Genomic DNA, 22,140 nt, shown 5'->3' with positions numbered 1-22,140 from the left:
GGAGCGACGGCTCCCGCGAGTCTGATCTCTGGGTAGCGTGGCACGCGAACCCACTCCCGAATGGTACCGACGAATACTTGACTGACCAGTCAGTTAGTTTCACGTAATGAACGACGGCGACACGGCCGACGATATTATGGATGCGACCTACCGTGCGCTGTGTACGCACGGCTATGCGGATCTGACGATGCAGGATATCGCCGACGAGTCGGACAAGAGCAAGGCCGCCCTCCACTACCACTACGACAGCAAGCACGACCTCCTCTGTGCGTTTCTCGAATACCTCTATGAGGGGTTTGTCGACCGGATCGAAGACCCGGAGGGCGAAACCCCACACGCACGCCTGCTTTCGCTCATTGACTCTGTGCTTGATAAGCCGGACGACGGGAGCGAGGAGTTCGGGACGGCGATTCTCGAAATCCGTGCCCACGCACCATACGAACCCGGCTTTCGTGAGCGGCTGACAAAATTCGACGAGTACCTTATCGATGAACTCGAAGCGATTCTCGAAGACGGCATCGATGACGGGACGTTCAAATCAGACCTCGACGCCGAGGAAACTGCCCGATTCATCGTCACCGTGCTGACCGGAGCAGCGACCGAGCGCATCACGACCGGTCGCCCGGTCGAGTGTACCAGACGGATGCTCACCGAGTATGTCGAGACGCATCTTCTGGACGGCCAGCAGGGGGTCACAGCGTGAGCGTCCGGCAGAAACTGGCTCGGCTGGGTGCGCGACTCGGGAACCTGTTCAGGGGACAGGATGAGTTGGACCTGACCAGTGGCGACATCGGCAAGCCGCTACTGTTTCTCTCCTTCCCCATCGTCATCACGAACCTGCTACAGGTGGCGTATAACCTCGCGGACACGTTCTGGCTGGGCCAGTACTCCACGACGGCGCTTGCGGCCATCTCCTTTGCCTTCCCGATGATCTTCCTGCTCATCTCGCTCGGCATGGGACTGTCGGTGGCGGGCAGTGTACTGGTCGCCCAGCACACCGGGGCCGAGGAGCACCGAGAGGCCGAGTACGCCGCCTCCCAGACGGTGACGTTCGCGCTGCTGGCCTCCGTGTTGCTCGGCGCGACAGGGTACTTTTTCGTCGAGGACTTCCTGTCACTGTTGGGTGCCTCCAGCGAGGTACTCCCGGGCGCGACAGGCTATCTACAGGTCGTCTCACTCGGGCTGACGGCGATGTTTGGCTTCTTCGTATTCATCTCGCTGATGCGCGGAGCCGGCGACACCATCACGCCGATGCTGGTGATGTTTGGCACAGTCGTCCTGAACATCGTCATCGACCCGTTCCTCATCTTCGGCTGGTGGGTGTTCCCCGAGATGGGCGTCGTCGGCGCGGCCGTCGCGACCATCTTCTCGCGTGGCGTCGCGCTGGTCGTCGGCATCGGTATCCTGCTGTCGGGCCGGCGCGGCGTGCGGATCCATCTCGGTGACATGGCACCCGATCTGGAGTACCTCCGAAAACTGCTCAGGCTGGGCATCCCGGCCTCGGTTGAAGGCACCGGGCGCGCCGTGTCGGTCAACGCCATGCTGTTCATCGTCGGGACGTTCTCCGTGACCGTGGTCGCGGCCTTCGGCGTCGGCATCCGCGTGTTCTCGCTGGTGTTCATGCCGGCCATCGCGATGGACCGCGGCGTCGAGACGATGACCGGCCAGAACCTCGGTGCCGAGCGGCCCGACCGCGCGGCGACGGCCAACCATTTCGCCGCGAAGGTGTCGTTCGCCATCCTCACCGTCCTGGGCGTGGTCACTATCTTCGCCGCACCGGCCGTCGTCAGCGTGTTCAGCGACGACCCCGAGGTCGTCCGTATCGGAGCCGAGTTCCTCCAGTGGGTCGCACCGACCTTCGGCTTCATCGGCATCGTCCGGGCCTACTCCGGCGGGTTCCGCGGGGCCGGCAAGACCCTCACCGCGGCGGCGCTGGCGATTACCATGCTGGGTATCATTCGACTCCCAGTCGCCTGGGTCGCCTCTCGCCCGGTCACGGTCCCGGGGTGGCTCGGCCCGCAGGTCGTCGACCTCTTCGCGTACTCACTGGCTGAACAGGGTATCTGGCTGGCCTTCGCTGTCTCGAACGTCCTCGCGGCCGGCCTCGCAGCGGCCTGGTTCCTTCGGGGGACGTGGCGCGACGCCGACGCACGGGCCGGCAGCGAACCAGCCGTCGCTGACGACTGACGGCGCTGGCCGCTGAATGATTGCCACAAAACATTCTGACAGCGTGTGTCAGCGCCGGGCAGCCCGCTCGAAGCGCTCGTCCGTGAGGTACACGTCGCCGTCCTGTACTGCGACCTCGATACCGTCCAGAGCGTCACCGGCACATGGACCGTGTGTACAGACGCCGTCCTTGGGTTCGAACTGCGCGCCATGCTTGTGACACACGAGTTGGTCACCGCGGACAATCGCGCCCCGACCCGGGTCCAGCGGGACCTCGGGCTGGTGCGGACAGGAGTTCCGCCAGGCAACGACGGCGTCGCCGGAGCGGTGGAGGATGCAGTTGACGCCGCGCCGGCCGTCGCGCGCTTCGAACACGAGCGTGCTGTCGGTGGGCACCGAATCGAGCGCGGCGATGCGGCGCGGGTCCGCACCGTCGTCGTCGCCGTTGGGTGACTGCTCGTCGTCACTGCCAGACTGGTCAGTGTCGCCAGTCCCCGAAAAGCTGAACCGGACGGTCGCGTCACCGGCTTCGACCTCGCCCCCGTCGTCGTGGATGCGGACCGATTCCGACTCGTCGTCGGTGTCGACGGTCACGTCCACGGGATCACTCATAGCGAGTTGTCAGCGGTTGACGCACATAGCGATGTCGAAGTTGTCCGCAGCATGCCGGTTGCAAAACGGAATTATGTCAGCCCCCCGGAACGTGAGTATGGACCGAGACGACGTTTCCGTGGAAGTGGAAGTTGAGGTCGAGGTAGACACAGCGGAACTGGAGACGGAAGTCGAAGATATGGCCGAGTTCGAGGCGGAACTGGAAGGCAAAGGCATCGAAATCGAACTGGAAGCCGAAGTCGAGTTCGCCGAGAGCGACGAGGACGAGGAAGTGGGAGAGACGGCGGAGGCAGAAGGCGACGACGAGATGGACGAGACAACGGACGGCGACGAAGATCAAGAGTAGTCACAGATAGCAACAGCGGCGATGGGGGGCCGTCGTTCACGTAGGTGAAACAGTTTTCACAATCATGAGTGTGTACCGGCCGCGGCCGGTGGCTCTCCAGCGCTGTGATTGAGATGGGCCAGTCACTGGTCAGTATCGGCGGCCGTGGCGACTGATGCGTAAAGTCACTACAGACCGTCTAGCCGTGCGGCTACCTGTCAGAATGAGTACTGAAACTGAGTTCTCAGAATACTTACTAGTAGGCACCGGCTATGAACAGGCATACGATGCACGACACGCCAGACGTTATCGCGATCAGCGGCAGCCTTCGAGACGACAGCGGAACCAGAATCGCTGTTCAGCGCACCCTCGACGCGGCGGCGGAGGCTGGCGCAACGATTGAGCACATCGACCTGCGGGAGTGGGACCTCCCGCTGTTCGACCCCGACACGGGTGCGGCTGAATCTGGTGACGGCCCGGAACTCGCTGCCCGTATCCGCGAGGCCGACGCGATGGTCCTTGGAACGCCTGTGTACCACGGCACAATCGCCTCACCGCTGAAGACGGCGCTTGACTACTGCGGTATCGATGATGTCGAAGGAACGACTGTCGGCATGCTGGCAGTGGCTGGCGGCGGGTTCCCCACGCCGACGCTCCAGCATCTCCGCGCCTCTGTCCTCGAACTGAACGGCTGGCCGCTCCCGCAAGCCGTTGCCATCCCCGACTCGTGGGCTGCCTTCGAGGACGGTTACATCGCCGACGGAGACATCGCCGAGCGCGTCGAGAAACTCGGGGCAGACGTCGTCGCGTACGCAGGGATTGCGGACCGACACGGGGAGACGGAGCAGTCGGAACTGGCGACCGGTGACTGAGGTTACTCGAACCAGTCGACGAAACTCCCCTCGAGCAGATTCTCCTCCTGATGACGGATGTAGGTGGCCTGCATCCCCCAGATTGCCTCAGCAAGCGGGACGTTCTCCTCGACGCGGCGGCGAACGTAGTCGTGTTTCCACCGTGCGGGCGTGAGCCGGCGGTCGACACGCTCGCGTAGCGGCCGGATGTAACTGTGGGCCTCCTCAGCCGAGAGACCGCGCTGTTCGAGGCCCTCGCGTGCGTGCTCGAACAGTTCACCGTATATCTCCTCGGTGCTGGTCGTCGTCGCTCCGTCAGCGGTGATCCACTCGATTTTCGCCCGGAGACCGTTCCGAGCGGCGGTGTAGAAGTTCCGCTTTGCCGTTTCCCAGTCCAGCGACCGGATAGGGTGTTCGAGCTGTGGCAGGCTCTCCATCAGGCCGGCAAAGACAGCGGCGAATCCGATTGCATCGTCGACGGTCGGCTGTGCGGCCAGCGGGCGGAACTCGATGCGAGCGTTGGCCGCCGACCGGGTCGGCCCCTCGAACACCGGCCTGACCCACCGCCAGTACGTGCCGTGCTTGTGTCGGAAGTGAACGAAATCGTCGTCGAAGCGGGTCCCCGACTGCAGTTCGACCGGGACGATGGTGTCGTCCTCGACGATATCGTCGATGGCGTCCTCGACTGAGTTGAAATCCGGCGGAAAACACACTTTCGGTGGCGTCGAGTCGCCGTCAGGCGGATTGAGCACTGACTCGAAGACGCCGATACGGTTCTCCATGTTCGCCCCGGCGACAATCTCCAGATCGGGCGCGTCGTCGTAGAGGTCCGGCGGGAAAAACGGCGAGTTGACGCCAAGCGCCAGCAGCGGCGCGGCGATGCGGAGCGCGTAGCTGAAATACTCCGGCAGGTCCGGGGCGTGTGGAATCTGGTAGTGGGGTTGAATCGAGGTGATGAGCGACTCCGGCATCACCGTCTCGGCCTGTAGCGAGACGTGTGGCGCGTCGATTTCGAACGCCGAGGGGTAGTCCGTGTTGGCCATCGTGTGATAGCGGACAGAGTCGGACATGTTCGTCCCGATGCGGACGCCGTTCTGTTCGACACAGTCACAGAGGTACTCCCGGGCCGTCTCACCGGCGGGTGGAACGGTCCACATACCGTCGGAGACGAGCCGGATACCCTCGTTGCGTACCCGTTGCTGGGCCGGCATCAGCGACGCCTTCAGTTCGTTTCGCTGTGCCGCCAACCCGTGGGTGTTCAGCGGCTGCGGACTCGTCTGCATCTCCGCGTTGTGCAGGCCGAGTTCCTTCTCGAACCCGATGAGTTCGAGCAACTGGCGGGGGACCCGCTGGAGCGCGTCGGTCTGCTCGTCAACGGCGTACAGCTCCAGTTCCATACCGACGATCGCTTCCGTGTTGTCGAACGTCCCGTCACGAACGGCGGATTTGAGCGCTTCGGCCTCCTCGCGCGCCTGTTCGTTGAACGACTCGCTATCCGCCGCAAGCACCTCGGCCACCCGGTCTGCCAGTTCCGAAGCCGACATAACTCCGGGTTTGCAGCCATAGGTGTTAAGCATGCCCCAGACAGGTCGCGAGGAGCGAGACAGCGGTTTCGACACCCGCACAACAGCTCGCCGATGTCGCTCACTCCCGACCTCGCCGAGAAAGCACTTCACACACCCTCACAACAGCTCGCCGATGTCACTCACTCCCGACCTCGCCGAGAGAATACTTCACACATCCTCACAACAGCTCGCCGATGTCGCTCATCGTCTCTCCTAACGGGTCCCGTTCCGCAGTCGTCAGTGCGCCCTCAACCGCATCGCGGGCCGCGGGCAACGGTTCGTGGGTCTCGATGTACACAGCTAGGGCAAACTCCTGTTCAGTCACGCCAGCGAGTGCAATAGCATCGCTGCGGGAGATGTCCCCGGCAAGCCAATCGGCGATTATCTCGCGGCCCTGTGGGCCGACCGGCGACACTTGCTCGCCGACGAGGTGAAGCGTCTTGGCGGCCACCACGGGCGCAACACCGGCGGCGCGGCCCGCATCGCCAACGCTCCGCCCGGCTGCGTAGGTCTCGACGACGGTCGCCGCTGTCGTCGCCGAACACGGGAGGTCGTCGGCTACGGGAGCCAGCCGCTCCGGGAGCGGCGCGCCCGTCTCGTCGACAGCCGCGACACCGTGGTCACGCTGGTGGGTCGTGACCTCGACACCAGCAGCGATATCCGACAACGTCATTAAAAATTTTGTTTCTATCTTTGGAATTTAATACTGTCGGTATCCAGATAGGCACTGGCACCACTCTCGGCGTTTACCTACCGGTTACCGGTTGGCAGATCCGACGAAAACCGCCCGGAAACCCGGCTTTGCATCGGTTTTTTAACCCACCATCCAACCGTAGGTGGAAACATGAGTACGACGGTAACACAATGTCCGGAGTGTAACGGGTCAGTCAAACAGCAGGGCGTCGAATCGGTGTGTGGCAGCTGCGGGCTGGTCGTCAGCGAGGACGCCATCGACCCCGGCCCGGAGTGGCGGTCGTTCGACGATGACGACACGGACCGGGCACGCACGGGCGCACCGTTGACGCGGTCCCGTCACGACCGCGGCCTTTCGACGAAAATCGGCCGGTCGACTCGGCTGAAAGGGCGCAAACGCCGTCAGTTCGCTCGCCTCCGCCGCGAACACAACCGCGCCCAGATCAGCTCGAAGCGCGAGCGAAACAAGGTATACGCCTTCACCGAGATCCGGCGTATCATCAGTTCGATGGCGCTCTCAGACGCAATCAGAGACCGGGCGTGCGTGCTGTTCGAGTCGGCACAGAAGGAGGCCCTGCTACAGGGGCGAACGCTGGAAGGGTTCGCAGCCGCGGCCATCTACGCCACCTGCCGGACCGAGGGCGTTGCCCGGACCGTCGACGAACTCTGTACTGTCGCCAAAGCGACCCAGGCGGAGCTTCGCGCGGCCTACGACGCCCTAAACAGAGAACTCGGGTTACCGACCGGTCCGATTGACCCACGCGAGTACGTCCCCCGGTTTGCAACGACGCTTGAGTTGCCGACGGCAGTCCGGCAGCGTGCGGAACAGCTCGTCGACGTGGCACAGGACCGTGGCCTGGTCAGTGGGCGCAATCCAGCCGGCGTCGCGGCGGCGTGTCTCTACACCGCGGCCCAGGAGCAGGACGTGGCGCTCACGCAGGCCGAAGCGGCAGAGACAGCAGACGTAACGCCGGTCACGTTACGAGGGACCTACACCGAGCTACAAGAGTAAACGGCGTCAGCGAGCGCTTCGAGCGAGTGTTTGGCCGGTGTGTCCGGGGCTGTGTCTCGAAGCGGCTGTCCGTGCGCCTGTGCCGTCGCCAGTGGTTCACTTTCCGGGATACCGACGGCCGGCGCACCGAACCGGTCCGCGACGGCCTCGGTCGCAGGATTTGTGCCTGCACGGTTGAGGACGACCCGACAGAGTCCGGCGTCGAGTTCGCGGGCCAGCGCCCGAACCCGGAGCGCGTCGGCGAGGGCCGCACCTTCCGGCGTCGTAACGAGTACCGCGGCGTCGGCGGCTGCAAGGGGCAGCCCCACGTCGGCGTGCAGGCCGGCTGGCGAATCCACGATAACCCAGCGATAGGCCCGCTCCAGTGCGGCGAATACGTCTGTGAGGGGCTGCAAGTCGGCGCTTCGAGCGCCGGCCAGCGTTCGTCCGCACGGGACGAGAGTCACGGGACCGTCCTCGCGGACAGCCTCGTGTGGGTCGGCGCGGTCGGCGAGAACGTCGTGCAGGTCGGGCCCGTGGCTGGACGGGAGGTCCGCCATCCCGAGATCGCCGTCAACGACGACGCTCCCCGCGTTCGAGAGCGAGTCCCTGCTGTCGGCCCGTTCAAGTTCGTCGAGTTCCGCCGCGAGATTGTACGCGACAGTCGACTTGCCGACGCCGCCCTTGCCGCCGGTGACTGCCAGGATCATGCCAGCCGGGCCAGCGTTTCGGTCGGTACCGTGGCGGCCGCTCGTCGGTCGGCGAGCCGTTCGGCCCGCCGGGCCAGCGCCCGGAGCATTTGCTCGTCAGTATCGCCGCGTGCCGCGACCGTCCGGACGCCGGAGAGGTCGTCTACCGCACGAACCGCAGCTGTCGCCGCCGACAGCGACTCCGCCTCAGCCAGCCGCTCGGCACAGTCTACCCGTCGAGCAACGGTTTCGAGCCACTGCGAGACCGCGTCAGGGAGTTGCTGATCCGGACGGTGCCCGGACGCAGTCCCTGATTCGGCTGGCTGATGACTTCCCTCTGGCTGTGGTTCGATGTCCTGCTCGGGTGTGAGGTCGGGCGGCCCAGCACTCGCAGTTTGGGGTACGTGTACCGGCTCGGCTGTTGGCACAGCGTCAGCAGGCGGCGACGGGTCGCCCAGTTCTCTGAGTACGGCAGCTGCGGAGTCGAGTCGCTCGTCGGCGGTCGCAGTATCAGGTGCCGGCTCAGCACGCACCAGTTCCGCCGGCTGGTCAGCCGGCAGGGCCGGCGTCGCGTACCCGAGCGCGTGTGTTCCCGGCCTCACGACTCCCTCGAACCCATCTTCCGACCAGCCGGCCTCAGGAACGCCTTGCGTCCTCGGCGGCCAGAGCGGACCATCGAGACGGTTCCGAACAGTAATTCGAGTCGGTTCGGGGATGTCGCCGACAGTGGCCGTGACGAGCGTCACGCCGTCGACTCGCTCAGCGCGACAGTCGAAGGTAACCATAGGGGCGGTGGTCTGGCCTTCTGATTTAAAAGTCAGCAACGAACGACAGGGGCGTCGAGACAGTCCGATGCAGCTGTCGGCGATCTGAACCGATCCGTTTCGAGGACGACCGGTGCGGGCGTCTTCGCGAACCGGAGTACGCCCAGAGCGGCCGTTACTGGGTCGGCGTCGAACGGGCTGTCCGGAACTGGCCCCGGAACGGCGTCGATGGCCCGAGCGAACGTCTCGGCACATCGGTCGACGAGCGTTGCCCGAGCGCTCCGCCGGAGGTTGGCCAGTTCGTCGGCAAGCCGACGCTGTTCCTCCAGTGTGTCCCGGTAGGCGCGTGCCCGGCTCCGGCGGAGTTCGCGAGTTTCGCTGACGGCAGCCCGCTGCGTCTCCAGTTCGCTCAGTTCCGTTGCCGCGTCGCGGAGAGCGGCCTGTGCCGCTTCGTCGTCCGCACCGACCGCCTGCCGAGCGGTGAGACGCCCGCGGTGGGTAGCGACCGCTTCCTGCAGGCCGTCGATTGTCGACTCCGAGACCGGATCGACAGGGTCCGGCAGCTCCGGCGGCGAGCACTCAAGCTCGGCCAGCTTTGCGCGGCGGTCCGCGATAGCGTCGTCCTGTGGCGTCTCGTATCCCCGTGACCGGGCGGCAGCCGCAAGTGCAGTTCGCGTTCGGAGTCCCATCGACGGGTGGACGTGTCCGGTGTACGCGTACACGGCCGGCGGTTCCGGACAGGACACAGCGGGAAGGCACCGCCGGCCGCGGATGCTTGCGGCGACGGTCTGACCGTCGACGTTTCGGGCTCGGAGGTCGACGACAGCGCCCGTGTAAGTAGTTCCAGCGACGCGGAGCCTCACAGGTCGACGCCTCGGAGTTGGTCCGGGTCCGGGAGATCACGTCCCGATGCGAACCGCTCGTAGGGCGTCGCCGGTTCCTCGCGTGCCTCGTACCGCTTGGCCGCCTTCCGAACGTGTTTCGGGACGTCCGTCGGTTCGAACGGCTCGACGTGCTCGATCTGAACGTCAAGCCCGTGTTTCTCGTGCAGACGAAGCGCCTGAAACGCCCCGAACTCGGTCCCGGAGAACAACGCTGCTCTCCCGAACTGCCGAACGACACACGCTTCGTGGGCACGACAGACGTTCCGTAAGTCTCTGCGTGCCGGCCGGGAGTACGTGACGACGAGTAGCACTGGGTAGACATTGCTATTATTGCTATAAAATTTTACTGAATTGAACGTGCTTTAGAGTGAATATATATTAAACTCGGCGAGAAAGATAGCGGAGCAGTTGGAGTCGAGAGTCAGCACTGCGCACGGTCTGTGGGAGACACCGACAGCAACTACGGCCCCAGAAAACGCCTTATTCGACGGCCGTGACGGTGAACTCGCCGGCGTCCGAGACGAGGTCCTGAACGCGTTCGCGGGCTGCTGTCTCGGACGGTGCAAGGACAACCAGTCCGTCAACGGCGGCCCCGCCGCTCGCCCGGTAGGCCTGCAGGTCGCCCTCGAACTCGGTCGCGTAGGTCCGGAGCGTCCCGCGAACGTCCCGTTCGAGGTCGGCCAGCGACCGGGACCCGGCCTCGAACTCGGCCAGCGCTTCCTCGATGTTGCGGAGTGCGGAGATGCGGTCCATAGTCAGGTCGTCCGGAGGTGATCCGTCCGGGGCTCGTACACCTCGCCCTTCTGTTTCAGTTTGTCAATCTCGTGTTCGGCTTTGGACTCGTCGATGCCGACCTCCTCCGCACGCTCGATGACCACGTCAGCGGGTGCGCCTTCGTCGTACTCGTCCTCGATGTCGGAGATGATGCCCTTGATGTTCTGGATGCGGTCGCGCTGGGTCTTGGACTGGCCCGTCTCGACCACATCGGCGTCGAACTCGCCGGTTTCGGGGTCGACCCCGATTTCTTTCAGGCAGTAGTGAGCGATGTCGACCGCCCGGTCGGCGTCGGCCTCGTCGACGGTGTCCGACAGCCGAATCCGGGCGGACGCCTCGGCCAGTCGGACCAGCGCCTCCAGTTTCCGGGCAGTGACCGGGACCGGCGCGTCTTCGTCCTGTCCCTTGAGCCGCAAGTCGACGTAGAAGTCCTCGATGCGCGATTTCGCATCCTCGGTCATCGTCGGGAAGCAGTTGCGCTTCGCGTAGGCGACGTACTTCCGGAGCAGGTCCGGTTCGATGGTCGGCGCGACCTCCTCGGTGACCGTGTCGACCTCCTCCTCGCTGAAGTTCGAGGTCGGGTTCTGCGTCCGATGCGTGTTGAGTTCGCCGGCGTAGTTGGTCTGGATGATGTGCTCGGCGAGGTTCCGGTCGGCTTCCTCGTCGGGCTTGTCGGTGACCGTGAAGATGAGGTCGAAGCGGGAGATGAGCGCCGGTTCGAGGTCTATCTGCTCGCCGATGGGCTCGTACTGGTCGAACCGCCCGTACTTCGGGTTGGCCGCGCCCAGCAGGGAACAGCGCGATTTGAGCGTCGCGTTAATTCCGGCCTTGGAGACGCTGATGCGCTGCTGTTCCAGCGCCTCGTGCATCGCCGACCGGTCTTCCGGCGTCATCTTGTCGAGTTCGTCGATGGCGGCGATGCCCTGGTCTGCGAGCACGAGCGCGCCGGCTTCGAGCGTCCACTGCTGGCCGTCACCGAAGTCGTCGCGCACGGCCGCGGCGGTCAGCCCCGCGCTCGACGACCCCTTGCCGGAGGTGTAGACGGAGCGGGGCGCGATGTTCTCGATATATGATAGCATCTGGGAGTTGTGCGAAACGACGCCGTTGGTGAGGTAATTGTGCGTCCCCTCGATTTCCAGGTCGTAGACCCACTCCTCGTCCGACTCGACGGTCTCGATACGTTCGACCCTGTCCCAGGCGATATCGCCGTCGACGAGGGAGCGAAGCGCATCGACGTCGTTTGCAACACTGTCGAGGCCCCCGCCGTCTGTGATGGCACCTGCGGTGTCAGATGCCGACTCGCTCAGTTCCGAAAGGCGAGCCTCGAATGCGTCAAGGACGGTTTCGAGGCTGTCACGGCTTGGGTTTCGAGATCCGCGTTCGTAATGCTGGTACGTCGAACGGGGAAGCCCGCAGTCCGACTGCGTGAGTTCGAGTGATTCGCGAATGCGGCGAAGCTCGTGGCCGACATCCGGGACGACATCGAGATTCGGATTCCCGTCTGTCCCGTCGAACTTGGCGGAGGCCGCCGTCTTTCGCTCCGTGACGAAACCGACACGGTCGACGTATGTGCTGAACGCCTGCCCCGAAATCCGCAATCGGTAGCTTCCGTTTTGTCGTGACTGAATCTGTGACGAAATACCGAGCGAGAGCAGCATCGTTCGAACGTCCGCGAGTAACTGCTCGCTCATCGAAGCCACCGTAATCTCGCGCTGAGACGAGGAGACGTGACCCTCGCCCTCGATGTACCCCTTGAGGAAAGCGGCCGTAACGTCGTCGTTTGTACCCATCAACTCCCGCGGAACGCGTTGGCTCTCCGAGGAAGACAACAGTGACTCCTCGAGAGAACCCAGGAAACTTACAAATTCGCCAGCGGAACACATCAGCTCGCGGGCGTCTTTCCCCTCGTGTGGATTACGTATCGTCGCGTTGAGATTGAGCGACTCCAGAATCGTCGTTGCGTCGTCAAGAACTTCGTCGTCGTTGTTCGTGATAGAGACGAATCCGGTGTTGTCCGCTCGCTGTTCGACGTATCCCTCTGCGACGATGTATCCGAGGAGACGGGCGAGGTCCGTCGTCCACGTCGACGGGAGCTGGAGGTCGATTCGGTTGTGTGCGTCAGACGTTCGGAACGCTACATCTATTTCGTTGTCACCCGCAGTCGGGACGGACCGCGGCACTCCGATGAACGTCCCCTCGTCGAGATTTTCGGCCTGTTTCGCCCGGAATCGGCCGTCGGTCTGGACGAACAGCGGATGGGACGGTGTGACTTCGAGTTCGCGACCGGTCGCGGTCCGAATCCGGTACAGTACGTCGGGTGCCTCGCGCTTCCAGACCTTTGTCGCTCGTCGGGGCGCTATCGTCCCGTCGTCCAATAGCGATGGGACCTCGAAATCGACGCTGTCCCAGACCCCGTCGTCTATCGGTTTCGGGTCATCAAGGTTGGACTCAACGAGGTCACGAATCGGAACGTCACGGCCGTCCGCAAGCGTTACGCGGGTATCGCCGTGGACACACTTCCCCGTACCAGGGTCCCCTATCAGCAACATATGGAGGTCGCCACGTATGCGAGATCCGTCAGGAAGCTCTTTGGTCACGCCGGAGAAGAGCTGGAGCATCATCGCGAGCTTCTCCTTCTCGTAGCCGTAGATGGAGGGAGCGATAGCGCCGACCATCTTGTCGTAGATGTCGGATTCGTTGGAGAGCTCGACGATTTCCTTCTTGTCGGCGTCGGTAATCTCCATGTCCTCGAACTGCTCATCCTCGATTTCGACGCTGACGCCCTCCATGTAGATGTCGAACATGGGGGACTTCTCGTTGTCCGACCCCCGCTGGTCGAGTTTGAGGACCCCGGTCACGCGGACGTGGTCGCCCGCGGTGACGTGGCCCGTGATGTCGTCCTCGATGTTGACGTCGATAGACTGGGGCGTCTCCCCGCCGCGCAGTCCCTCGGGAGATTCCTGGACGCGGAGCTTCTGGGCGTCGATGAACTGGGACTGGTCGGTGTTGAGCCGGAACGGCCCCTGTCGCTCACAGCCCTGACACTCGTGGGGCTCCTGGAAGTCACCGGCAGCCTGTGGGATGCGCGTGAGTGTGCCACAGCGCTGGCACTCGAATGCGGCCTCGATAACCTTCGGCCGCACGTCGGTCGCCTTCCGAATGATGCCCTGGACGGCGACGAGGTTGCCGTGGTGTTCGTGGCGCAGGTCCCGGATGTCCTCGGATTCGGGGAGGTTCCGGACGCGGACGTGAGCCTGCCCGAGCGAGACGTCGACCGGGAGGTCGTACAGCCGCAGGGCCTCCTCAGCGTACTCCTGAATCTGCTCGGGCTTTGTGCGGTAGTCGTCGGCCAGGTCCGGGTCGAAGCGATAGAGGTCGTCCCAGTCGATGTACAGCGACTTCTGGTCGTTGGGGTATTTCTGGGCGAGCTCACCGATTTCGTTGCGGTAGTAGTTGCGGTAGAACTCCTCGAAGCGGTCGATGAGTTCGGTGTTCTCGGCGGTCGCCATCTGAGTGGACAGTGGTTATGCCCACTGGCCTAAGAAGGTTCGCAAACCGGGGTGGAACTGAACCGAGGCTGTGCAGGCGTGCCATTAGTATCAGTGTCGAGAATTGGGACCAGTATTTTTTGCAGGTATACCTGATTCACTCAGAATAGAATCACCGTGCGTAAACAAAAAATCACAAGACGGCGGCTTCTCGCCAGCGGTAGCGCGGCTGCAACCGCAGCGTTCGCTGGCTGTGGGAGCCGCTTCGAGAATTTCGGGGGGAGCGGAGAGGCAGACGCAGGACCCAGCGACAGCCAGCAAGCGACCGCCAGTGGTATCGACGAGAGCGATGCGGCGGCGACTGTCGGAATGGTGTACGCGCTGGGCGGGCTCGATGACCGCTCGTTCAACGATGCGGCGAACCGCGGCATTCAGCGCGCACGTCTCGATGACGGAGTCGAGTACACGAACCACGAGCCAAGCAGTGTCGACGGATTCGCCGAAGTACAGGCCGAGCTAGCGGGTTCGACAAGCCCGTCATACGACCTGATCTGTTGTATCGGATTCCTGCAGGCTGAGGGGCTGTCTGAGGTCGCACCGGAACACACCGACCAGCAGTTCATGATCGTCGATTCTGTCGTGGATGCCGACAACGTGGCGAGTTACGTATTCCGCGAACACGAGGGGTCGTTTCAGGCCGGGAACCTCGCTGGACTGCTCACGACTAGAGATGTCGACCTCGGTGCGGGTGCGACGAACCCGGAGAAGACGACCGTCGGGTTTATCGGCGGCCTCGACCAGCCGCTCATCCACAAGTTCGAAGCCGGTTTCAAAGCCGGGGTTGCGCACGCGAACGCGGACGTCGATGTCCTCACTGAGTACCTCGGGAACTTCGACGACGTGCAGGGTGCCCGCGACATCGCAGCCGGGATGTACGACGACGGAGCGGACATCGTCTATCACGCAGCAGGTGGCGCAGGTGTTGGCATCTTCCAGGCCGCACAGGCCCACGGCCGGTACGCAATCGGCGTGGACTCAGACCAGTCCCGCAGCAATCCCCGGTACGCGGATGTCGTGCTCGCGAGCATGGTCAAGCGGGTGAACGTCGCAGTCTACGACGCGGCGACGGCGACAGTCGCTGACAGCCTCCCCGCTGGTGAGGTCGTTTCCCTCGGGCTAGATAGTGACGGCGTCGGCATTGTCTATGGCACCTCCCTCGAGCCGGCAATTCCCGATGACGTCAGGGCCGCGCTGTCGACATCGCGGGAGCAGATCGCCAGCGGCGACATCGTCGTCCCCACTGAGCGCTCCAGCACGGGTGGTGCCTGATGGCGGGCGGTCCACTCGATGAGTTGGCGAGCGCGCTTGATCGGGTCGCCCCCGAGTTCGTCCGGCAGCGGTTCGCTGCGAAGTTCGCTGTCGCGTTCCTCGCCGTGTTGCTCGTCATCGCGGGCGCTGGCGCGTTCACCTTCCAGGCGACATCCACAGCAGTCGAGCGCCAGACGACCGAACAGCTCGCCGAGACCAGCCAACTGGAAGGAGACGCTATCGGCTCGTGGGTCGAGCAACAGCGCACGCACACGCGCTCCGTTTCGCAGGGCGAGCCGCTCCGGAGCGACCGGCGCGCCGCGGCGTACATCCTTCTGCAGGACCAGCTACTGCCTGATGATGTTGTCAGTATGCACCTCGTAAACGACACACGTGGCGAGGTGGTCGCCAGCACGGAACTCCCGCTGGAGGGGCGGTCGCTGTCAGACCTTGACGCGCCGTGGACGAACGCCGAAGTGCCGGAGGGGCCTGGGAACAACAGTCAGGTGTGGTCGAGTAGCCGGTCGTACCGCTCACCGGTCCTCAACGACGAGCCCGTGATGGCGTTCGCTAGCTCGGTCCCGAAGCGTGACGGCTCGCATCTCGTCGTCGTCACGCGCATCCAGAGCCAGGTCGACCGCCTCAGCAATACGAATTCCACGAAAGAAACCACGATTCTGAACACCAACGACGAGACAGTACTGAATATCGACCGCGAGTTCGATGCCGACTCCCACAGTGAGAGCCTCGCGGCGATCCGCGACGCAAACGGTACTGCGGCACCGGTGACAGCGGTTTCGGATGGTCGCGTGTACGCGTTCGCGCCCGTCCCGACGACGAACTGGGTCACGGTGACGAGTCTAGACACGGCGCAGGCGTTCAGTGTCCGTGATACGGTCGGGCAGACGGTCGGACTGCTTGTCCTGCTGGCGCTCGTTTCGCTGTCGGCTGTCGGCCTCGTACTCGGGAAACGGACGGTCGACCCCCTGAAGCAGTTGCGGGACCGTGCCGAGCGCATCGAGGCCGGCGACTTCGATGTCGACCTCGAAACGAACCGCGCCGACGAAATCGGTCGCCTCTACGGCACCTTCGACGATATGCGGATCTCACTGCAGAACCGTATTCAAGAAGCGGAGGACGCAGTCGAGGAAGCGAAGACGGCGCGGGCGGAAGCCGAAGAACTGCGGACGGAAGCGGAGGACGCACGGGCAGAGGCAGAGGAAGCCAGTCAGCGCCTCCAAGAGCGCGCTGCCGAGTACAGCGCGGTGATGCAGGACATCGCCGACGGAGACCTCACGAAGCGACTCGACGAGGACGCGGAGGAGACGGCGATGCGAGAGGTCGCGGTGGAGTTCAACGCAATGCTCGATGGCCTCGAAGCCACCGTCAGCGAGGTCGCAGCGTTCGCCGACGAAGTCGCGGATGCCACGATCGAGGTCGCGACTGGGGCCGAGGAAATCGAGACGACAAGCCAGACCGTCAGTGACCGCATACAGGAGATCGCCGACGGTGCCATCAGACAGCACGACGACCTTGCGGAGGCCGCCGCCGAGATGGACGAGCTATCGGCGAGCATCGAGGAGGTCGCAGCGTCGTCGACGACGGTTGCAGAGACGGCCAGGGAAGCCGTCGACCGTGGCGAAACGGGCCGGGAAGCCGCTGAGTCAGCCATCGATGACATGGCGGAAATCGAGTCCCGGTCGGCAGACGCGGTCGACCAGATTCTCGCACTACAGGAGCGCATGGACGACATCGGTGAGATTGTCGACTTCATCTCTGATATCGCCGAGCAGACGAATATGCTCGCCCTGAACGCCAACATCGAGGCCGCCCGCGCCGACAAGGACGGCGAGGGATTCGCTGTTGTTGCTGACGAGGTCAAGAGCCTCGCAGAGGAGACAAAACAGGCGGCAGCGGAGATAGAAGCCGAAATCGCGGCTGTACAGACGGAGACCGACGAGACCGTCACGGACATCCGCGCGACCAGCGACCACATCGACACCGGTGTCGAGACTGTCCGTGAGGCTGCCGATGCGATTGAGGACACCGTCGACGCGATCGAGAACGCCAACGACGGGATTCAGGAGATTGCGGATGCCACCGAGGACCAGGCCGACGCGACCCAGAGCGTCGTCCATCGCGTCGACGGGGTGTCCGAGATCAGTCAGAACGTGACGGAGGACGCCGAGCAGGTATCGGCAGCCGCGGAAGAGCAGTCCGCATCCGTCGCCGAAATCGCCCAGAGCGCGGACGAACTCCGCGACCGTGCCGACTCGCTGGCCGAGACCGTCGATCAGTTCGACACCAGCGGCGGAGCGGGCGAGCGCGGCGATGCCGCCGGTGTCGGCGGGGAGCGCACCACGCGTTCGGCCCCCAACGGGACTGACGACTGACGCGACGTGCCATCGCGGCGGGCTCTTTTCACAGTGTTGCTCGGTAATTCGCTGCCGAGATGATTGTACTGACTGGCCACGGGTACGAGTGAGAGCAGCGACGACAGCATGGGACTGACAGGACAGCCGATAGAGAATTAGCGGTAGAAGCGATAGAACGGTCGCGTTCGTTATCTAAGTATGGGATCGCCCAGATTTGAACTAGGGGCGCGGGCACCCAAGGCCCGAAGGTTACCAAGCTACCCCACGATCCCGTACCAACATTTCGACCGGACAGTGAGTAAAGGGTTTCGTTGCGAGGCGACTGTGTCACGCGGGAGCGAGGCCCCAGAAGTATGCGATGCCGAGCGTCGTCGCGACGGCGAAGACAGCCTGTAGCGGCGCACCGACCTTCAGATAGTCGGTGAATCGGTACCCACCGGGACCGTAGACGAGGAGGTTCGTCTGGTAGCCGACCGGCGTCATGAACGCCGTCGAGGCAGCGAAGGTGACGGCGAGGACGAAGGCAAAGGCGTTGGCGTTCAGTTGCCGAGCGGTTTCGATGGCGACCGGGATCATCAGGACGACGGACGCGTTGTTCGAGATGATGTTCGTCAGCAGCGCTGTGACGATGTACATCAGTCCGAGGACGACGGCGAGGCCGCCACCGGCAGTGAGGACACTGCCGGCGCCCATGACGAACAGCTCCGCGAGCAGGTCAGCGCCGCCGGTCTCCTGCAGGGCGATACCCAGTGGGATGACACCGGCAAGCAAGAAGATGACGTCCCACTGGACGGCGTCGTACAGCTCGGGCGGGCGGAGACAGCCGGTAAGGACCATCGCGAGCGCGCCGCCGAGCGCCGAGATGACGATGTGAATCGGCGTCAGCGCAGCGACACCGACAACGGCAGCGACGATGCCGACCGCGACGGGAATCTTCGACTGACGGAAGTCCGGTCGTTCGACTTCCTGGGCGACGATGAAGTCGTTATTGCGGTTGAGGCGGTCGATGCTGTCTGGGGTGGCCTGCACCAGCAGCGTATCGCCGATTCGGAGTGTGACGTGGTCCATTCGCTGGCGGTACAGCTCCTGCCCGTGGCGAAGCGCCAACACGGTCGCGTCGTAGCGCTGACGGAAGCTCGTGGAGACGAGCGTCTCGCCGATGAGCGAGGAGCCGGGGGCGACGACGACCTCGACAAGATTCTTTCGCTCGGTTGCGGTCTCCAGTTCCGCGTCGTCGACCTCGACTTCGGGAATCACGTCCAGCCCCTCGACATCGAGGAGGTCGACGAGCGTGTCCCGGTCCGTCCGAACGGCAAAGACATCGCCAGCCCGGATCGCTTTCTGTCCGAACGGTTCGAGGAACGTGCGTTTCTCGCGGACCAGCTGGACGATGTCCACGTCGAACTCCGAGACTCTGAGCGCCTCCTCTACAGTCTGGCCGATAAGCGGGGAGTCTTCGCGGACGACGACTTCGGTCAGGTACTCACCCATCTCGAACTCCCGGGTGAGGTCCTCTTCGGCCGGGATACGCGACGGGACCAGATAGCGCCCGACAGTGAGCAGATAGATGGTCCCGACGATGGTCACGATAATGCCGAGCTGGGTGAACTCGAACATACTGAACGGGCGACCGATCAGTTCCGCCGAGAGCTGCGAGGCGAGGATGTTCGTCGAGGTGCCGATAAGCGTCAACATTCCGCCGAACATCGAGGCGTAGGACAGGGGCAGCAGTAGTTTCGACGGCGAGAGCTTGCCCTTGTGCGCGATATCGGTCACCATCGGCAGGAGGATTGCGACGGCGGCAGTGTTGTTGATGAACCCGGAGATAGGTGCGACCAGCCCGACGGTCGCACCGAGCTGTTTCGTTTCGTTATCCCCGGTCAGGGAGGCAATTTTCGCGCCGAGGATCTGGACGATGCCGGTCCGCTGGACGCCGTCGGAGAGAATGAACATCGCCAGCACGGTTATCGTCGCCGTCGAGGCAAATCCCGAAAGCCCGCGATCCAGCGGCGACAGCCCGTCACCGGGCTGATGTAACACGTACACCGGCTCGGCGAGCAGCCCGACATCGGCCGCGAGTACCGTCACCGGTTCGGCCAGCATCAACGCGACCATGACGGCGATAGCGGTCACGTCGACTGGCAGCGCCTCCGTCGCAAACAGCACCAGCGCGGCGACGATGACCGCGAACACGAACAACATCCCCGGCGTGACAGGTGGCAGCGACACGTCTGACCCCTGCGCCGCCAGTGACAAAAGGATGGGTCGTTTGCGATTCGGGCGTCCGCTGACGCCTTGACCCGGCGGCCGCCGTTTATCCCTGTCCGGGTCGAACACTACCCCAATGAGTCTTTTCAACGATATCGGTCGAAAAGTCGAGACGTTGAAACAGGAGGTCGAAAAGGCGTCTGACGACGAGGCCACCCACCGGTGCAGCGAGTGTGAGACGCTGCTTTACGCGGACCACGACGAGTGCCCCGAGTGTGGGAGCACGTCGGTCGTGGCCCTGAGCGAATAGCTACGACGAGGTGGACACGCCGGGAACTGGCTCACCGGGTCGGCCCGTCGCGGCCAAGGTCGTCGAGGAGAGCGTCGTAGCTCCGGCCGAACACGGCCCGTTTTCTGAGCGAGGTGATCGCGACCTCGAAGACGGGGACGGCGAACTGACCGTCCGGGCCGCCGACGACGACGGCCGCTTCGTGGTCCGTCTCGTCGGTCCAGTCGCCATCGAGGTGTCGGACGAGTACCTCGCCGAAGTAGCCGCCGAGTTCCCGCACGACGCTGGTAAATGCACGGTCGTCGAACTCCGCATCGCTCCCGAACGTCGTCTCGGCGAAGCGCTCGTCGTCCCACTCTGTGTCGACCAGGTCATCAAGGCGTGACAGCGAGGCCGGCGAGAAATCGAGGTCGTGTTCACCCCAGAACTCGGCGAACTCGACAGCGGTGTCGGCGTGGTCCGCGCGGACCGTGCCGGGGTCCCACGAGCGGGCCGTCGAGTCACCCTTAATCGGAGCGGACGGCTCACTCTCGTCGGTGGCCGCTGTCGTGGCCGTCTCATCAGCAGGGCCGTCCTGTAACGGTGTAGTAGCAGTGGCACCAGACGCCTCGGCGTCCGCAACAGGGGCCGATGTATCGGGACTGTCATCGGACAGTTTCCCGGCGTCGGATTCCGTAACGGCTGCCGGCTCGTCATCGACCGCCGCGGTGTTGTCGATGTCTGCAAGTGACTCGTCAGCCGTCGTTTCGGAAGCCGCCTCTGCGTCTGGAGTGTCGGCTGACGACGCATCCGACGAGCTATGGTAAGTCGGTTCGTCGTCCATCGATGCGTCGACCGGTCCGTCAGCGGGTGTGTCTGTCACTGCTTCGTCAGCGGGTGTGTCAGTTGCCGGCCCCGCGGGCGCGGTGTCACCAGCGCCGTCATCGTCGCGGGAGTCGACAGGCGTGCCTTCTGGCGGTGTCTCGGTCGCCGGCGCGTCGTCCGAGGGGGCGGCTGTAGCACTATCGAACGAGGACTCTGCTTCGTCGATATATGCGGCCGCCTCGTCGGCCGCGGCCGTACCAGCGGGCTCATCGGTAGCTGTTTCGGCGGCAGCAGGCGTGTCGGTGGCCGACTCCCTATCACTCGGAACAGCAGTCGATTTCGCTTCGGTGGTTTCAGCGGTCGGCGGCTCGCTACCGGCATCGTCTGACGCTGAATCGGTCGGGTCGGGGTTCGCGTCTCCAGCGATGTCGGAAGCCGAATCCTCAGTTTCGTTACCCGGTGGTGCCTCGTTCGCTGGCTCGTCAGCAACGTCACCGGCGACAGGCGTGGGGTCAGCGTCGTCCGACCGGTCACCCGTCTCCGCGTCGGAGTCGACCCGGCGAACGACTCGGGTCGGCTCCGTTTCGACAGCCTGCGACGGCGCAGAAGCAGCGGTCTCGCCGGCAGTTGTCTCGCCTCGCTCGTCTGTCGCCGTCGGTTCGGGCGGTGCGTCGCGCTCACCCGCCTGCCCATCGTCGACGCAGCTAACGATCCGCGTCGGCTCGGAGACGACGCTGTCGGTCTCGGTTTCGTCCGTCTCTGGGATTGCAGGTCCGTCGTTCTGGATACTATCTAGTGCCAGTTCGGATTCCAGACGCGTCACAACGGCCGCAAACACCGGCTCGTCGCCGAACGAGCGAGCGGCCACGTCGAACACCGCGACACCCACCTCGTCGTCCGGGCCGGCAACGGTAACACCCCATCGACCGTCGGCCTGGACCCACTCGCCGTCGTACGCTCGCACGAGGAGTTCGCCGAGATAGCTCCCGAACCGGACCGTGTTCTCGGTGTAGGTCGTCGTCCCCGCGGCGTCACCGACGGTCTCGCCGCCGTAGCTCTCCTCGATGGCTGTATCGAGGCGGGCAAGCGCATCGGGGTCGAACGTCAGCGGGTCCGCGCCGTCAACGACGCGCTCGGCGTACTTCCGGAACGCCGTCGGGTCAAGCGTCGCCGTGTCCAGACGGTCCGGCCCATCGTCGGACGAGGAGTCACCTCCGGCCGTCCGTTCGTCCCCGTCGGTTGACGAGTCATCGCCACCGACGGCGCGACGGATCGTATCGAACAGGCCCATGGACACCGGAAGTACGTGCCGCTACAAGAATGTGTGCCCCGAGATGACGGTCGAGAGACAGGT

At 64.1% G+C, this 22,140-nt stretch carries 19 protein-coding genes and 1 tRNA gene; 8 read left to right on the top strand and 12 right to left on the bottom strand.

Annotated elements, in window-relative coordinates; genetic code table 11:
• Positions 1–106 precede the first annotated feature (106 nt).
• The gene (locus tag AMS69_RS04405; protein ID WP_053966859.1) at positions 107–703 is read left to right on the top strand and encodes a TetR/AcrR family transcriptional regulator; all 597 of its coding nucleotides are present in this window, start codon (positions 107–109) and stop codon (positions 701–703) included.
• Complete coding sequence (locus AMS69_RS04400) at positions 700–2,187, top strand: MATE family efflux transporter (RefSeq protein WP_053966858.1); 1,488 nt, start codon at positions 700–702, stop codon at positions 2,185–2,187. The genes AMS69_RS04405 and AMS69_RS04400 overlap by 4 nt, the downstream gene beginning before the upstream one ends.
• A 48-nt stretch (positions 2,188–2,235) precedes the next feature.
• Here the strand turns inward: AMS69_RS04400 and AMS69_RS04395 are convergent, their stop codons facing one another.
• A complete protein-coding gene (locus AMS69_RS04395; protein ID WP_053966857.1) occupies positions 2,236–2,778 on the bottom strand; it encodes a Rieske (2Fe-2S) protein in 543 nt (180 codons plus the stop codon).
• A gap of 97 nt (positions 2,779–2,875) precedes the next feature.
• On the opposite strand from AMS69_RS04395, the gene AMS69_RS04390 reads away from it, so the two are divergent.
• Together AMS69_RS04390 and AMS69_RS04385 are read left to right on the top strand one after the other, a co-directional pair.
• Positions 2,876–3,124, top strand: coding sequence for a hypothetical protein (locus AMS69_RS04390; RefSeq protein ID WP_053966856.1), 249 nt, complete (start codon positions 2,876–2,878; stop codon positions 3,122–3,124).
• A gap of 266 nt (positions 3,125–3,390) precedes the next feature.
• Positions 3,391–3,975: an NADPH-dependent FMN reductase gene (locus AMS69_RS04385; RefSeq protein WP_053966855.1), complete on the top strand. Its 585-nt coding sequence runs from the start codon at positions 3,391–3,393 to the stop codon at positions 3,973–3,975.
• Positions 3,976–3,977: 2 nt separating this feature from the next.
• Here the strand turns inward: AMS69_RS04385 and AMS69_RS04380 are convergent, their stop codons facing one another.
• Both AMS69_RS04380 and AMS69_RS04375 read right to left on the bottom strand, forming a co-directional pair.
• On the bottom strand, positions 3,978–5,498 hold the full coding sequence (locus AMS69_RS04380) for a hypothetical protein (protein ID WP_053966854.1): 1,521 nt from the start codon (positions 5,496–5,498) through the stop codon (positions 3,978–3,980).
• 199 nt (positions 5,499–5,697) lie between these two features.
• Positions 5,698–6,192: a DUF7858 family protein gene (locus AMS69_RS04375; protein ID WP_053966853.1), complete on the bottom strand. Its 495-nt coding sequence runs from the start codon at positions 6,190–6,192 to the stop codon at positions 5,698–5,700.
• Between the two features lie 171 nt (positions 6,193–6,363).
• Here AMS69_RS04375 and AMS69_RS04370 point away from each other — a divergent pair, with 171 nt between their 5' ends.
• Complete coding sequence (locus tag AMS69_RS04370; protein ID WP_053966852.1) at positions 6,364–7,224, top strand: transcription initiation factor IIB; 861 nt, start codon at positions 6,364–6,366, stop codon at positions 7,222–7,224.
• Here the strand turns inward: AMS69_RS04370 and AMS69_RS04365 are convergent.
• From AMS69_RS04365 to AMS69_RS04340, 6 genes are all read right to left on the bottom strand, one after another.
• Positions 7,203–7,913 (bottom strand): MinD/ParA family ATP-binding protein, encoded by a 711-nt coding sequence (locus AMS69_RS04365; protein WP_053966851.1) that lies wholly within the window; start codon positions 7,911–7,913, stop codon positions 7,203–7,205. The two genes, AMS69_RS04370 and AMS69_RS04365, sit on opposite strands and share 22 nt — an antisense overlap.
• Positions 7,910–8,677, bottom strand: a complete 768-nt coding sequence (locus AMS69_RS04360; RefSeq protein WP_053966850.1) for a DUF7857 domain-containing protein — start codon at positions 8,675–8,677, stop codon at positions 7,910–7,912. The genes AMS69_RS04365 and AMS69_RS04360 overlap by 4 nt, the downstream gene beginning before the upstream one ends.
• Before the next feature lie 32 nt (positions 8,678–8,709).
• Positions 8,710–9,519, bottom strand: coding sequence for a DUF7856 family protein (locus AMS69_RS04355; RefSeq protein ID WP_053966849.1), 810 nt, complete (start codon positions 9,517–9,519; stop codon positions 8,710–8,712).
• On the bottom strand, positions 9,516–9,851 hold the full coding sequence (locus AMS69_RS04350; protein ID WP_053966848.1) for a DUF7855 family protein: 336 nt from the start codon (positions 9,849–9,851) through the stop codon (positions 9,516–9,518). The genes AMS69_RS04355 and AMS69_RS04350 overlap by 4 nt, the downstream gene beginning before the upstream one ends.
• A 169-nt stretch (positions 9,852–10,020) precedes the next feature.
• Positions 10,021–10,293 (bottom strand): DUF7854 family protein, encoded by a 273-nt coding sequence (locus AMS69_RS04345; RefSeq protein WP_053966847.1) that lies wholly within the window; start codon positions 10,291–10,293, stop codon positions 10,021–10,023.
• A gap of 2 nt (positions 10,294–10,295) precedes the next feature.
• Complete coding sequence (locus AMS69_RS04340; RefSeq protein WP_053966846.1) at positions 10,296–13,823, bottom strand: LAGLIDADG family homing endonuclease; 3,528 nt, start codon at positions 13,821–13,823, stop codon at positions 10,296–10,298.
• Positions 13,824–13,979: 156 nt separating this feature from the next.
• Here AMS69_RS04340 and AMS69_RS04335 point away from each other — a divergent pair, with 156 nt between their 5' ends.
• On the top strand, positions 13,980–15,131 hold the full coding sequence (locus tag AMS69_RS04335; RefSeq protein WP_053966845.1) for a BMP family lipoprotein: 1,152 nt from the start codon (positions 13,980–13,982) through the stop codon (positions 15,129–15,131).
• Positions 15,131–17,503, top strand: coding sequence for a methyl-accepting chemotaxis protein (locus AMS69_RS04330; RefSeq protein WP_053966844.1), 2,373 nt, complete (start codon positions 15,131–15,133; stop codon positions 17,501–17,503). The genes AMS69_RS04335 and AMS69_RS04330 overlap by 1 nt, the downstream gene beginning before the upstream one ends.
• Positions 17,504–17,684: 181 nt before the next feature.
• Here the strand turns inward: AMS69_RS04330 and AMS69_RS04325 are convergent.
• Positions 17,685–17,757, bottom strand: a tRNA-Pro gene (locus AMS69_RS04325).
• Between the two features lie 55 nt (positions 17,758–17,812).
• Complete coding sequence (locus tag AMS69_RS04320; RefSeq protein ID WP_053967028.1) at positions 17,813–19,687, bottom strand: SLC13 family permease; 1,875 nt, start codon at positions 19,685–19,687, stop codon at positions 17,813–17,815.
• A gap of 142 nt (positions 19,688–19,829) precedes the next feature.
• Between AMS69_RS04320 and AMS69_RS20505 the strand changes: the two genes are divergently transcribed.
• Positions 19,830–20,003, top strand: coding sequence for a hypothetical protein (locus AMS69_RS20505; RefSeq protein WP_170082620.1), 174 nt, complete (start codon positions 19,830–19,832; stop codon positions 20,001–20,003).
• 31 nt (positions 20,004–20,034) lie between these two features.
• Here the strand turns inward: AMS69_RS20505 and AMS69_RS04315 are convergent, their stop codons facing one another.
• Positions 20,035–22,077: a hypothetical protein gene (locus AMS69_RS04315; protein WP_053966843.1), complete on the bottom strand. Its 2,043-nt coding sequence runs from the start codon at positions 22,075–22,077 to the stop codon at positions 20,035–20,037.
• Positions 22,078–22,140 lie beyond the last annotated feature (63 nt).

The organism is Haloarcula rubripromontorii (genome assembly GCF_001280425.1).
Lineage (GTDB): Archaea > Halobacteriota > Halobacteria > Halobacteriales > Haloarculaceae > Haloarcula > Haloarcula rubripromontorii.
This window is presented reverse-complemented; position numbering and strand designations above follow the sequence as displayed.

Coding starts and splice junctions, on each gene's coding strand:
- AMS69_RS04340 (WP_053966846.1), bottom strand. CDS start 13,823: ATGGCGACCGCCGAGAACACCGAACTCATCGACCGCTTCGAGGAGTTC.
- AMS69_RS04360 (WP_053966850.1), bottom strand. CDS start 8,677: ATGGTTACCTTCGACTGTCGCGCTGAGCGAGTCGACGGCGTGACGCTC.
- AMS69_RS04395 (WP_053966857.1), bottom strand. CDS start 2,778: ATGAGTGATCCCGTGGACGTGACCGTCGACACCGACGACGAGTCGGAA.
- AMS69_RS04320 (WP_053967028.1), bottom strand. CDS start 19,687: ATGTTGTTCGTGTTCGCGGTCATCGTCGCCGCGCTGGTGCTGTTTGCG.
- AMS69_RS04380 (WP_053966854.1), bottom strand. CDS start 5,498: ATGTCGGCTTCGGAACTGGCAGACCGGGTGGCCGAGGTGCTTGCGGCG.
- AMS69_RS20505 (WP_170082620.1), top strand. CDS start 19,830: ATGAGTCTTTTCAACGATATCGGTCGAAAAGTCGAGACGTTGAAACAG.
- AMS69_RS04330 (WP_053966844.1), top strand. CDS start 15,131: ATGGCGGGCGGTCCACTCGATGAGTTGGCGAGCGCGCTTGATCGGGTC.
- AMS69_RS04365 (WP_053966851.1), bottom strand. CDS start 7,913: ATGATCCTGGCAGTCACCGGCGGCAAGGGCGGCGTCGGCAAGTCGACT.
- AMS69_RS04370 (WP_053966852.1), top strand. CDS start 6,364: ATGAGTACGACGGTAACACAATGTCCGGAGTGTAACGGGTCAGTCAAA.
- AMS69_RS04405 (WP_053966859.1), top strand. CDS start 107: ATGAACGACGGCGACACGGCCGACGATATTATGGATGCGACCTACCGT.
- AMS69_RS04385 (WP_053966855.1), top strand. CDS start 3,391: ATGCACGACACGCCAGACGTTATCGCGATCAGCGGCAGCCTTCGAGAC.
- AMS69_RS04345 (WP_053966847.1), bottom strand. CDS start 10,293: ATGGACCGCATCTCCGCACTCCGCAACATCGAGGAAGCGCTGGCCGAG.
- AMS69_RS04390 (WP_053966856.1), top strand. CDS start 2,876: ATGGACCGAGACGACGTTTCCGTGGAAGTGGAAGTTGAGGTCGAGGTA.
- AMS69_RS04315 (WP_053966843.1), bottom strand. CDS start 22,077: ATGGGCCTGTTCGATACGATCCGTCGCGCCGTCGGTGGCGATGACTCG.
- AMS69_RS04375 (WP_053966853.1), bottom strand. CDS start 6,192: ATGACGTTGTCGGATATCGCTGCTGGTGTCGAGGTCACGACCCACCAG.